The organism is Nocardioides korecus, assembly GCF_054778395.1.
The window spans coordinates 137,083-149,270 of record NZ_BAAGZO010000005.1 but is presented as its reverse complement, the minus strand read 5'-3'; the positions used below and the strand labels follow the sequence as shown (position 1 = coordinate 149,270).

The following is a 12,188-nucleotide window of genomic DNA, read 5'->3' as shown; positions in this document are numbered from 1 at the left end:
TCGCACCGCCCGTCCCCACCCCTTCCCTGGAGGCCGCATGTCCCGCACCGCCGTCGTCACCGGAGCCAGCAGCGGCATCGGCGCCGCCACCGCCCGTGCCCTGGCCGGGGACGGCTTCCGGGTCGTGGTCGTGGCCCGCCGCGGCGACCGGCTCGAGGCCCTCGCCCGCGAGATCGACGGCGTGGCCGTGACCTGCGACATCACCGACGCGGGCTCCGTCGCGGCCCTCGCCGCCGCGGTCGAGGAGCTCGGCGGCGACGTCGAGGTGCTGGTCAACAACGCCGGCGGCGCCTTCGACGCCTCCCCGGTCGCCGACGCCGACCCCGAGACCTGGGCACGGATGTACGACGTGAACGTGCTCGGCCTCCTGCGCGTCACCCAGGCCCTGCTGCCCGCCCTGCGCGCCGGCGGCGGTGGCCTCGTGGTCAACATGGGCTCCACGGCCGGCCGGGTCGCCTACGAGGGCGGGGCGGGGTACGTCGCGGCCAAGCACGGCGTGCGCGTCCTGACCCGCACCCTGCGCCTGGAGCACGTCGCCGAGCCGCTGCGCTTCACCGAGATCGCGCCCGGCATGGTCCGCACCGAGGAGTTCGGCCTGCGCCGCTTCGACGGCGACGAGGCCAAGCGCGACGCGACGTACGCCGGGGTGGCCGAGCCGCTGGTCGCCGAGGACGTCGCCGAGGCGGTCCGCTGGGTCGCCTCCCTGCCCGCCCACGTCGACATCGACGAGCTGGTCCTGCGCCCCCGCGCCCAGGCCGACCAGCACAAGGTCCACCGGGAGGGCTGAGCCCCCGACTCGACCGCTGGCGCCGACCGCCTGTCAGGCGTCCGCAGCACCCTCCGCGTCGGGCTCAGCGGCTGCCGGCCGCGTCACCGGCTCCCCCGAGAGCCACTGCGCGACCGGCTCCAGCGCCTCGGCTATCAGCCGCGCCGCGAGGTCGTGGGCCTCGTCGCCGCGGCGGTAGGGGTCCGGCACGTCCGGGTCGGCCACCCGGGCCCGCGACCGGTCCCGCGCCGCCCGGGCGACCAGCTCGACCGGGTCGGGGGCGGCGTCGCCCGTGGAGTCGTCGGGCTCCTGGCCCAGCACCTCGACCAGCGCCGCCAGCTCGCGGACGGTGAACGTGCGCCGCATCGCGCCCGGCGCCTCCGAGAGCACCCGCGAGCGCACCTCGGCGGTCGCGGTGAGGACCAGGTCGGCCTCCTTGACCGTGCGCCCGGTGAGCTGGCTGGCGAGGAACCCCTCCGCGCTCCCGCCGTACGCCGACAGCCGCGCCGCCGCCTCGGGCACCATCGGGGACCCCACCAGGGCGTTCACCCCGGCGCTGGTCACCTCGAAGCGCTCGGGGTCGAGCCGGGCGGCCAGCAGCCGCTCGCCGAGCGGGGAGCGGCACACGTTGCCGACGCACACGACCAGGACGCGGAAGCGGTTCACGCAGCGCATCGTAGTGAGACGGGGGTGCCCCGAGCAGCGGCTGTGACGAGGTCGAGATCGCCCTGGTCGGGTCGGGTCCGCGCGGGCGATAGACTGTGATGTCGCGTGAGCATGCTCCGCGGCCTCCCCCTTCGTCTACGAAACGGTTCGCATGTCCACGCCCCAGGCCCCTGAGACCGCCCCGAAGCAGTCCCGCACCGACCTCCGCAACGTCGCGATCGTCGCGCACGTCGACCACGGCAAGACCACGCTGGTCGACAAGATGCTCTGGCAGGGCGGTGCGTTCGGCGAGCACCAGCACGTCGACGAGCGTGCGATGGACTCCGGTGACCTGGAGCGCGAGAAGGGCATCACGATCCTCGCGAAGAACACTGCGATCCACTACGCCGGCCCGTCCGCCGGCGGCAACCCGATGACGATCAACATCATCGACACCCCCGGCCACGCCGACTTCGGTGGCGAGGTCGAGCGCGGCCTGTCGATGGTCGACGGCATCGTGCTGCTGGTCGACGCCTCCGAGGGCCCGCTGCCCCAGACCCGCTTCGTGCTGCGCAAGGCGCTCAACGCCGACATGCCGGTCGTGCTCGTGGTCAACAAGACCGACCGTGGCGACGCCCGCATCGCCGAGGTCGTCGACGAGACCTACGAGCTCTTCATGGACCTGCTCGACGACTCCCACAGCCAGGACGCCCTGGACTTCCCCGTCGTCTACGCCAGCGCCCGCGCCGGCAAGGCCTCGCTCGAGGCCCCGCCCAACGGCGAGGTGCCCGACTCCCCCGACCTCGAGCCGCTGTTCAAGACCATCCTGGAGACCATCCCGGCGCCGCGGTTCACCCCCGACGCGCCCCTGCAGGCCCACGTCACCAACCTCGACGCCAGCCCCTTCCTGGGCCGGCTCGCGCTGGTGCGGGTCCACGAGGGCACGCTGAAGAAGAACCAGACGGTGGCCTGGATGCGCACCGACGGGTCGGTGAAGAACGTCAAGATCACCGAGCTGCTGGTCACCGAGGCCCTCGAGCGCAAGCCCGGCGAGTCCGCCGGCCCCGGTGACATCGTCGCCATCGCCGGCATCCCCGACATCATGATCGGCGAGACCCTGGCCGACGCCGAGAACCCCGTCGCGCTGCCGCTGATCAAGGTCGACGAGCCCGCGATCTCGATGACCATCGGCACCAACACCTCCCCGCTGGCCGGCCGCGGCCCGACCAAGAACACCAAGGTCACCGCCCGCCTGGTCAAGGACCGGCTCGACGCCGAGCTGGTCGGCAACGTCTCGCTCCGCGTGCTGCCCACCGAGCGTCCCGACGCCTGGGAGGTGCAGGGCCGAGGCGAGCTGGCGCTGGCCATCCTGGTCGAGCAGATGCGTCGCGAGGGCTTCGAGCTGACCGTCGGCAAGCCGCAGGTGGTCACCCGCCAGGTCAACGGCAAGACCCACGAGCCGATGGAGCGCCTGACCATCGACGCCCCCGAGGAGTACCTCGGCGCGATCACCCAGCTGCTCGCCGTCCGCAAGGGCCGCATGGAGCAGATGACCAACCACGGCACCGGCTGGGTGCGCATGGAGTTCCTGGTCCCAGCGCGTGGCCTGATCGGCTTCCGCACCGAGTTCCTCACCGAGACCCGCGGCACCGGCATCGCCCACCAGGTCTTCGAGGGCTACGAGCCCTGGGCCGGCGACATCCGCTCGCGGTCCAACGGCTCGCTGGTCGCCGACCGCGCGGGTGCGTCCACGGCGTACGCCATGACCAACCTGCAGGAGCGCGGCGTGATGTTCCTCGAGCCGGCCGTGGAGGTCTACGAGGGCATGATCGTCGGCGAGAACTCGCGCGCCGACGACATGGACGTGAACATCACCAAGGAGAAGAAGCAGACCAACGTCCGCGCCTCCTCCTCGGACAACTTCGAGAAGCTGGTCCCGGCCAAGAAGCTCTCCCTCGAGCAGTCGCTGGAGTTCTGCCGCGAGGACGAGTGCGTCGAGGTCACCCCGGACGCCGTCCGGATCCGCAAGGTGCACCTGGATGCCGGCGAGCGCGGCCGCACCGCCGCCCGCGCGCGCAAGGGCTGACCCACCCCGCTCCACCACCCACGCCCGTCGGACCCCGGTCCGGCGGGCGTGCGGCGTTCCCGCCATCTCGACCTGCAGTTCATTCGCACGAGCGCGTCGTCAGGCGGGGACGCAGCTGGGACAGGACCGAACTGCCGGTCGAGATGGTCGCAGGACCGCCGCCACCGTCGCTCGGACCGCGTCCTGCTCGAACATGACGTGCTTCCAGGCGAAGCGCAGCACCCGCCAGCCCTCGGCCACGAAGGCGTTGTAGCGCACCATGTCGTCGGCGAACGGGCCTGGCTGAGAGTGGAACTCGAAGGAGTCGGCCTCCAGGACCACCCGGTTTCTCCGGTCAGCCAGGTCGGTGCGTCCGATCGACCCGATCCACACCTGGGGCTCGAAGTCGGCGCCGGGCATAGCGTGGACCACGGCCCGCAGGACCGACTCGAAGGGGTTGGCGGCCAGACTCGTGCCAAGCTCGATCACCCCGAACGCACGGGACCGACCGGTCCGGGGTGCCCTCTCACAGGCGAGGAGAAGGTCCGTGCGTGGAACTCCGTCACGGAGCGCGGAGTCCACGACGGCCAGGGCCGCGTCGAATGGCAGCAACCGGGCGCAGTCGACCGCCGTGCGCACCTTGGTGGTGACGCCCGCGTCCAGCTCCGCACGGGACACCTCACCCCACCGCAGGTCGACGCCCTGCCTGCGCTGGGCGGTCACCTTCCTCGCGCGCCCCACCACGACCTGGGCACGCTTCGGCGGGATCTTGACGCCCCACCCGTGAGCGAGCGCGGCCGACTCCAACGCGAGCGCCGCGTCCAGACTGAGCGCATCGGCCCGGTGCGACGTCGTCTCCGGCAGACCGTAGAGCCCGTGGGCCAGCCGCACCACCGATCCCGCGTCGAGAGCGCGACGCAGGTCCGGTCGCGGCACGGCAGGTCCCAGCGCACCTGAGCGCGCGACCCCGCCCAGCTCGCGCACCACCTGCGCCACGTCCATGCGGCACACCCCAGCCGACCGACGTCGGTCCGGCAAACCGTCGTCCACAGGAGTGCCGGCCGTCGCCCGCCTCGTCACGCCTGGTCACGAGCACCCAGCCCACCTAGGCCGGTCCCATACAGCCGCGCCCTCGAGGTGCGGGCCACCATCTCGACCTGCAGTTCGTCGTTGAGCGGCTGGTGCCCACGCCTGGTGAGCGGTCGCGCGCAGCGAGCTGCAGGTCGAGATGGTGGCCCGGCCGCCTACTGCCCCAGGACCAGGTCGGCCAGCTGGCGCAGCTCGGCGGTCAGGTGGGTCTCGTGGACCTCGCAGCGGTCGGGGCCGCACTCGAAGTGGTAGACGAAGCGGTCCGGGGCGGGGCCGCCGCCCGGCACGGACCCGAAGTCGATCCGGTCGACCAGGGAGCGCACCTCGGGCACCCGCGGGTCGTCGGACTCCAGGTCGACGGCGCCCTGCTTGGTCATCCCGGCGAAGCCGCCCGTGCGGCGCACCTCGACCGAGGTCACCGGTCGTCGCCCGTGTCGCCCTCGGCGTCGGAGCCCGCGCGGGCCGAGCCGGCCGCTCCGCCCGGCTGCCCGGACCCGCCGGACCCGGCGGTCCCGCCCGTCGTCGGTGCAGAACCGGCCGGGGCCTGGGCGCCCGGGGTGACCCCGACCTGGGTCCAGGCGTCGGTGACGGCGCTGGCGTGCTCGCCGGCGGCGGTGACCGTGGCCTGGGCGAAGGTGGCGAAGTCGCAGGAGGCGGGGATCCCGGAGGTGAGGGCGGCGTACCAGACCTTGCCGGCGCCGCTCCAGGTCTCGCCGCCGATGGCGGTGGCGGCGAGGTAGAACGCCTTGTTGGGGATGCCGGAGTTGGTGTGCACCCCGCCGTTGTCGTCGGTGGTGTCGACGTAGTCGGCCATGGTGCCGACCTGGGGGTCCTTGCCGATCGTCGGGTCGTCGTACGCCGTCCCGGGGGCCTTCATCGACCGCAGCGCGGTGCCCTTGATGCCGGGCAGGAAGATCCCCTCGCCCACCAGCCAGTCGGCGTCGGCCGCGCTCTGCTTCAGGTGCCGCTGCTTGACGCACGCCCCGAACGCGTCGGACATCGACTCGTTGAGCGCGCCGGACTGGCCCTGGTAGGTGAGGTTGGCGGTGTACTGCGTGACGGCGTGCGACAGCTCGTGGCCCAGCACGTCGATCGGCTTGGTGAAGCTGCCGAAGGCCGTGCCGTCGCCGTCGCCGAAGACCAGCTGGGTGCCGTCCCAGAACGCGTTGTCGTAGTTGCGCTCGTAGTGGACCGTCGAGACCACGGTCGCGCCGTGGCCGTCGTAGGAGTCGCGGCCCAGGTCCGCGAACAGCGCCAGCGTCTCGGTCACGCCGGTCGCCGTCTCGTTGACGGCGACGTCGGCGACCTCGGGCTCACCGGCCGTGCGGACCAGCGTGCCCGGCAGCGTGGTGGTGTGGTGGGCGTCGTGCACGGTCCAGTCGGGACCGGTGCCGGAGGCCGGCTTCGCGGCGGGATGGCGGGCGGCCACGGCCGTGCGCTGGGTGCGCAGGTCCTCGTCGATGGCGCTGGTGCGCCGGCCGTGCTCGGCCAGGGAGTCGTCGTCGACCGTCGCGAGCCGGTCCAGGACGAAGGGCGGGATGAATTGGCACCTCATGCCCACCAATGAACACCCGACCACCGACACAGGCAAGGGCCGGGCTCAGCGGTCGGCGGTCTCCCGCAGCAGGTCGCGGAACAGCCCGATCGCGTCGGCGACCGCGGCGGCCGCGCCCGTGGAGAAGCCGCCCATGTCGAAGAACCCGTGGATCATCCCGTCGTAGCGCCGCGAGACCACGCGCACGCCGGCCTCCTCCAGCGCGGCGGCGTACGCCTCACCCTCGTCGCGGAGCGGGTCGAACTCCGCGGTCACGACGACCGCCGGGGGCTGGCCCTCGAGGGAGTCGGCGTCGAGCGGGGAGAACCGCAGGTCGGAGCCGTCGGGGGCGTAGTGCTCCATGAACCAGCCCATCGTGGCCAGGTCCAGGAAGTAGCCCTCGCCGTTGCTCTCGCGGGACTCGAACTCGCCCTCGGCCGCGACGGCGGGGTAGATCAGGAACTGCGCGGAGATGCCGGGCAGCTGCTGGGCGACCACGGCGGAGAAGTTGCCGCCGGCGGAGTCGCCGGCCACGGCCAGCCGCCCGTCGCCGCCGAGCTCCTCGAGGTGGCCCTGGATCCAGCGGGTCGCGGCGAGCGCATCCTCGACGCCGGCCGGGAACGGGTGCTCGGGGGCGAGCCGGTAGTCGACGGAGACCACGACCGCCTCGGCCCCGCGGCAGATCGCGCGCGCCATGTTGTCGTGGGTCTCGAGGTCGCCGATCACGAACCCGCCGCCGTGGAACAGCGCCACGACCGGGAACGGCCCGTCGCCCTCGGGGCGGTAGACGCGTGCGTCGAGCTCGCCCTCGGCGCCCGGCACGCGGCGGTCCTCGGTGGAGGCGACCGGGACGACGTCCTCGGGCTTGCGGAAGCCCACGGTGAGCATGGTGAAGGCCGCGCGGGCGTCCTGGGGCGTCTGCTGGTGGGTGGGCACACCGGCCGCGGTGAGCTGGAGCAGGCCGGCGAGCTGCGGGTCGAGAGGCATGCGGCTCAGTCTGCCTGGGCGGGTGTGACGGCGGGCACGAGGGCCAGCCCCGACGCCGTACGCCGACTCAGCGGCGCCGCGTGACCGAGACGAGCGCGGGCCGGGCGTCGAGGACGTAGACGAACGCCGCGACGGTGCCGATGATCGAGAGGATCCCCAGCGGGCGCTGGTCGAGCACCAGCGCGACCACCACGGTCAGGCCGAGGATCAGCAGCCACGCCGGCTTGGTCATCTTGTCGGCCGCGACGAACGCGTCCTTGCGGCGCGAGGCGGCGTCGACGAACGCGAACACCTTCACGGCCAGCAGGGCGTAGAAGGCGATCAGCGTGGTCAGCGACTCGAAGGCGAAGACGTGCACGTCCTCAGCGTAGAGGGTGAGGGGGCACGCCGGCCGGGGACGGCAGTGGACCCCCGGACGAGGTCCGGGGGTCCACCGGCTCGCGCCTGGTGAAGGGAGGGTCACCAGAGGGCGAGCTGCTCCCCGCCCGTCGGCGGGGAGGGCTCACTTCAGGACGAGGCCTGCGAGGTGCTGCTCGTCGAGGCGTTCGACGCGGTCGAGGCGGCGTCGGACGCAGCGTTCGAGGCGGTCTTCTTGGCGGCGGTCGCCTTGGAGGCGGTCGTCTTCTTGGCGGCCGTGGCCTTGTTGGCCGTGGTCTTGCGCGCTGCCGCGGTCTTGTTGGCGGCGGTGGTCTTGGCGGCAGCCGTCTTGTTCGCGGCGGTCTTGGCCGGGGTCTTCTTGGCGACCGGCTTCTTGGTGGCCGACTTCTTGACCGGCTTGCTGCTGTTGGCCGGCTTGTCCGCGGCGACCTTGGCGCGCTCACGACGCACGACGCTCGACTTGTTGGGGGCCTTGCGCACGGTGGAGACGGCCTTCACGCCGTCCTTGCGCACGGCGGCGAGCAGCTTCTCACCGCGGTCGACGAGGTCGGCGTAGGTGCGGGCGAGCTCGGTGACGGCGTCGTCGATCTCGGTCTGGACCTTCTTGGGGAAGGCGCGGGCCTCCTTCTGGATCTCCGCGACGCGGGCCTCGAAGCGCGACTGCGCGTCCTTGGCGTCCTTCTGGAGCTCCTCGACGCGCGAGCCGAGGGCGCCGAGGGCCTGGTTCTGCAGGGCCTTGGGGTCCTTCTCGACCTTGCTGACGCGGTCCTGGACCTTGCCGACGGACTCGACGGCGGAGCGCTGGGCGTTCTCGACGTAGCCGCGGGCCAGCTCGTAGGCGACCTCGGTGGCGCCGGCGGCGGCGAACAGCGGGTTGAGAGCGGCGTTCTTCTTCTTGGTCTTGTTCTTAGCCATGTGTGTCTCCTTCGATGGGTGTGTCGAGCGCCGACCCCTGGGCGGGGAGCGACTCGAGCAGTGCCTCTGTCTTGTCGTGCTTCACGGCCGCTGCCTCGGCGACCGCCCTGAAGGACTGGTAGACGTCCAGCAGGGACTGCTTCTGCCGCTCGCTCAGCACCGGCTCGGCGAGGATGGCGAGCTCCACGGAGCGCACCTCCCCGTTGTCCGGACTGAGGATCCCCGCCTGGACGTAGAGCTGTTCGGCGGAGATGCGGAGTGCCTTCGCGAGCTGCTGCAGCACTTCGGCAGACGGCCGGCGCAGACCACGTTCGATCTGGCTCAGGTAGGGGTTGGACACCCCGGTCTGCTCCGCCAGCTGGCGGAGCGAGAGCCCGGCAGCGTCGCGCTGCTCGCGGAGGTACTCCCCGAGCGACTCGACGGTCTTGCCGACCCTGATCTTGGCCATGTCCCCCATAGTGCTAACTCTTGCAAGCACATTCAAGTCAGGACGGGGTGAACGCCGTCACATCGTGCCTGCTGGCACGAGGTTCCTCTCAGGTTCAGCCCGCTAGCAGGCGGCTAGCGACACGCCCGACCGCAGGATCGTCGAACGCCGATCGATGCCTCAGAACGGCGCGACGGCCTGGATCCGGCCCACGGGCTTCCCGCCACCGAGCAGCACCGCCTCGCCCGTCCGGCGTACGGCGTCCCCGTCGACGCCGGGCTCCTCGGTGACACCGATGCCCTCCAGCAGGGCGGCCATCAGCACCGGCCGCGCCCGCGGGGCGCCGTCGTCGGTCTTGGTGGCGATCGCGCGGCCGTCGGGCAGGGCCACGACGTACACCGACTCGGCGCCGGCCTTGCCGATCGCGCCGGGGACGGCGGTGAGAAGGGCGAGCTCGTCGCGGTGCGTCCCCGAGACGTACGCCGGGTGCTCGCGCACCGCGGTCGCGATCCGAGCCGCGGGGCCCGAGGTGGCCCGGGCCAAGCGGGCGAAGGCGCGCGCGAGGCCGGTCAGCGAGACCGACAGCAGCGGTGCCCCGCACCCGTCGATCGCGGTGTGGGCGACCTCCTCGCCGGTGGTCGCGGCGAAGGTGCGGGCGATCTGCTGCTGGAGCGGGTGGTCAACGGCCAGGTAGTCCTCGGTCGACCAGCCGTTGGTCACGCAGGTGGCCAGCATCGCGGCGTGCTTGCCCGAGCAGTTCATCAGGATCCGCTCGCGGTTCCCGCCGGCGCGGATCACGTCCTCGCGGGCCTGGTCGTCGAGCGGGTAGTCCCGCGGCGTCCTGAGCGCGCCCTCGTCCAGCCCGGCGCCGGCCAGGATCCGTCGCACCCCCTCGACGTGGAAGGGCTCGCCGGAGTGCGACGCGCAGGCCAGGGCCAGCAGCTCGCCCTCGAGGTCGAGACCGGCCTCGAGCATCCCGAGCGCCTGGACCGGCTTGTTGCTCGAGCGCGGCAGGATCGGCGCCTCGACCTCGCCGGCGGCGGCCAGCACCGACCCGTCGGCGGCCAGGACGACCCACGAGCCGTAGTGGTGGCCCTCGACGAACCCGGAGCGGACGATCTCGGCGACGACGACGGGAGCAGGCATGGACGTGAACCTACTGGAGGACCCGGTCTGAGAGGATCCACCGGTGCCCGCCCCGCAGTTCTGCCCGAGCCCCCGCGCGCTGGACGACCTCGAGGTGCTGCTCTCGGGCGCCCTGGCCCCGCGCACCACGTTCGACGACGAGCTCCGGCTCGACCTGCCGCCCGAGCTGGCCGACGCCGCCGAGGTCGAGCTGGTCGACCCCGAGGGCCTGCCGCTGGCGCGGTGGACCCCGACCTCGCTCGTGGCGCTGCGCGCCCCGGCGTACGGACCCTTCCGGCGGCTGCACCGCTCCCCCGCCCAGGTCCGCGAGGAGCACGCCGGGGCCGTCGTGGTGCCCGTCGCCGCCCCCCTGACCGACGACGACCTGGAGCGGGTCTCGACCGCGTCCGGCACCGCCGGGGTGGTCCTGCTGGCCCTGGCCGGCACCGGGACGCCGCAGGGCGTCACGCCCGTGGGGCTGGTCCGCGCCACCCTCGCCGCGGCGCGACTGCTGGAGGCCCGCGGCGTCGCCGCCCACGTCGTGGTGGTCCCGCTGGCCGCCCACGGCGACGCCGACCTGGACCACGCGCTGGGCGAGCAGGTGGCCGACGCCTACGCGACGGGCGAGGTCCTCGCGCTGCTCGGCGGCGGCGAGGTGCCCGAGGAGATCGCCGCGGTGGTCGAGGAGGACCAGCCCGACGAGGGCGAGCGCGGCCTGGTGGTCTTCTTCACCGGGCTCTCGGGCAGCGGCAAGTCGACCCTGGCCCGGGCGCTGCACGACCTGGTGCTCGAGGACGGGCGGCGCACGGTCACCAGCCTCGACGGGGACGTCGTACGCCGCCACCTCAGCGCCGGGCTGACCTTCTCGCGGGAGGACCGCGAGACCAACATCGCCCGGATCGGCTGGGTCGCCGCCGAGATCGGCCGTCACCGCGGCCTGGCGATCTGCTCGCCGATCGCCCCCTTCGACGGCACCCGCCGGCAGGTGCGGGCGATGGTCGAGGACGCGGGCGGCGCGTTCGTGCTGGTCCACGTGGCCACGCCGCTGGAGGAGTGCGAGCGCCGCGACCGCAAGGGTCTCTACGCCAAGGCGCGACGCGGGGAGATCCCCGAGTTCACCGGCATCTCCTCGCCGTACGACGAGCCGACCGACGCCGCCGTGCGCATCGACACCACCGGACGCAGCGTCGAGGACTGCCTCGCCGACCTCGCCCCCGCCCTCCCCCCGACCCTCGCCGCCCTCGTGGCCGGCGACCGGCCCCCGCCGGTCGAGCAGGGCGCGCCCGCGTCCGTCGTCGAGACCCCCACCCCGGGAGCCCCCGCATGAACGACATCCTCACCCTCTCGGCCCTCTCCGTCCTGGTCGTCAGCTTCGGCGTCGGCATCGTGGTGGGCCTGACCGGCATGGGCGGCGGCGCCCTGATGACGCCCGCGCTGATCTTCCTGGGCGTCAACCCCACGGCGGCCGTCGCCAACGACCTGGTCGCCGCCAGCATCAACAAGTCGGTCGGCGCCGGGGTGCACTGGCGGCACGGCGCCCCCAACCTCAAGCTCGCCGGCCTGCTGATCGCCGGGTCGGTCCCGTTCGCCTTCGCCGGCGGGTTCCTGGTCCAGTCGGTCGGCGCGGGTGAGGCGCAGCAGGCGTTCCTGCTCAAGGCGATCGGCTGCGCCCTGCTGTTCACCGCCGCGACCTACACGCTGCGGATGTACCTCCAGCTGCGCCACGTCACCGGCGGCAACGTGCTCAGCGAGGACGCCCCGACGATCCGGGTCGTCCCCACGATCCTGGTCGGGGCGGTCGGCGGGCTCCTCGTGGGGATCACCTCGGTGGGCTCCGGGTCGCTGATCATGGTGGCGCTGCTGCTGATCTACCCGACCCTGTCCGCCGTACGCCTCGTGGGCACCGACCTCGTCCAGGCCGTCCCGCTCGTCCTCTCCGCGGCCGTCGGCCACGTGCTGACCTCGGGCGTCGACTGGGCGGTGCTGATCCCCCTGATCATCGGCGGCACCCCCGGCACCTTCCTCGGCGCCCGGATGGCCGCCTGGGTGGCGCAGTCGGTGATCCGACGCGGCATCGTCATCGTCCTCACCCTCACCGGCCTGAAGATGCTGGGCGTGCCGCCCGTCTGGGTCGGCATCATCGGCGCCGCCGCGCTCCTGCTCGGCCCGCTGGCGTGGGGGTTCGTCCGTCAGACCAGGGGCCTTCGTCCCTTCGACGACAACGCCGCCGCCTGGCGCCTACCGGACTAGCCCACCC

The 12,188-nt window shown here is 73.0% G+C and carries 13 protein-coding genes; 4 read left to right on the top strand and 9 right to left on the bottom strand.

The features are described from left to right. Positions 1 to 37: 37 nt before the first annotated feature. A complete protein-coding gene (locus ACYVDA_RS11435) occupies positions 38 to 787 on the top strand; it encodes an SDR family oxidoreductase (protein ID WP_460818485.1) in 750 nt (249 codons plus the stop codon). A gap of 33 nt (positions 788 to 820) precedes the next feature. Here the strand turns inward: ACYVDA_RS11435 and ACYVDA_RS11430 are convergent, their stop codons facing one another. Continuing rightward, positions 821 to 1,432 carry an arsenate reductase/protein-tyrosine-phosphatase family protein gene (locus ACYVDA_RS11430; RefSeq protein ID WP_460818484.1) on the bottom strand — a complete coding sequence of 204 codons (612 nt, stop codon included), beginning with the start codon at positions 1,430 to 1,432 and terminating at the stop codon, positions 821 to 823. A 151-nt stretch (positions 1,433 to 1,583) separates the two neighbouring features. On the opposite strand from ACYVDA_RS11430, the gene typA reads away from it, so the two are divergent. After that, positions 1,584 to 3,497 (top strand): translational GTPase TypA, encoded by a 1,914-nt coding sequence (typA, locus tag ACYVDA_RS11425; RefSeq protein WP_460818483.1) that lies wholly within the window; start codon positions 1,584 to 1,586, stop codon positions 3,495 to 3,497. Positions 3,498 to 3,596: 99 nt separating this feature from the next. On the opposite strand, the gene ACYVDA_RS11420 is transcribed toward typA, so the two are convergent. From ACYVDA_RS11420 to ACYVDA_RS11385, 8 genes are all read right to left on the bottom strand, one after another. Further along, entirely contained in the window at positions 3,597 to 4,478 is an 882-nt protein-coding gene (locus tag ACYVDA_RS11420) for a DUF559 domain-containing protein (RefSeq protein ID WP_460818482.1), read from the bottom strand. A gap of 242 nt (positions 4,479 to 4,720) precedes the next feature. Next, positions 4,721 to 4,984: a protealysin inhibitor emfourin gene (locus ACYVDA_RS11415; RefSeq protein ID WP_460818481.1), complete on the bottom strand. Its 264-nt coding sequence runs from the start codon at positions 4,982 to 4,984 to the stop codon at positions 4,721 to 4,723. Next, positions 4,981 to 6,120, bottom strand: a complete 1,140-nt coding sequence (locus tag ACYVDA_RS11410; RefSeq protein WP_460818480.1) for a M4 family metallopeptidase — start codon at positions 6,118 to 6,120, stop codon at positions 4,981 to 4,983. The genes ACYVDA_RS11415 and ACYVDA_RS11410 overlap by 4 nt, the downstream gene beginning before the upstream one ends. Before the next feature lie 45 nt (positions 6,121 to 6,165). Continuing rightward, positions 6,166 to 7,086: an alpha/beta hydrolase gene (locus ACYVDA_RS11405; protein ID WP_460818479.1), complete on the bottom strand. Its 921-nt coding sequence runs from the start codon at positions 7,084 to 7,086 to the stop codon at positions 6,166 to 6,168. A gap of 67 nt (positions 7,087 to 7,153) precedes the next feature. Next, positions 7,154 to 7,444 carry a DUF2516 family protein gene (locus ACYVDA_RS11400; protein WP_460818478.1) on the bottom strand — a complete coding sequence of 97 codons (291 nt, stop codon included), beginning with the start codon at positions 7,442 to 7,444 and terminating at the stop codon, positions 7,154 to 7,156. Positions 7,445 to 7,593: 149 nt separating this feature from the next. Continuing rightward, positions 7,594 to 8,379, bottom strand: coding sequence for a hypothetical protein (locus tag ACYVDA_RS11395; protein ID WP_460818477.1), 786 nt, complete (start codon positions 8,377 to 8,379; stop codon positions 7,594 to 7,596). After that, entirely contained in the window at positions 8,372 to 8,827 is a 456-nt protein-coding gene (locus tag ACYVDA_RS11390; RefSeq protein ID WP_460818476.1) for a helix-turn-helix domain-containing protein, read from the bottom strand. The genes ACYVDA_RS11395 and ACYVDA_RS11390 overlap by 8 nt, the downstream gene beginning before the upstream one ends. A gap of 159 nt (positions 8,828 to 8,986) precedes the next feature. After that, positions 8,987 to 9,952, bottom strand: a complete 966-nt coding sequence (locus ACYVDA_RS11385) for an asparaginase (RefSeq protein WP_460818475.1) — start codon at positions 9,950 to 9,952, stop codon at positions 8,987 to 8,989. 43 nt (positions 9,953 to 9,995) lie between these two features. On the opposite strand from ACYVDA_RS11385, the gene cysC reads away from it, so the two are divergent. Together cysC and ACYVDA_RS11375 are read left to right on the top strand one after the other, a co-directional pair. After that, entirely contained in the window at positions 9,996 to 11,258 is a 1,263-nt protein-coding gene (cysC, locus tag ACYVDA_RS11380) for an adenylyl-sulfate kinase (RefSeq protein ID WP_460818474.1), read from the top strand. Continuing rightward, the gene (locus ACYVDA_RS11375) at positions 11,255 to 12,181 is read left to right on the top strand and encodes a sulfite exporter TauE/SafE family protein (protein WP_460818473.1); all 927 of its coding nucleotides are present in this window, start codon (positions 11,255 to 11,257) and stop codon (positions 12,179 to 12,181) included. Before cysC ends, ACYVDA_RS11375 begins: the two co-directional genes overlap by 4 nt. Positions 12,182 to 12,188: the final 7 nt, after the last annotated feature.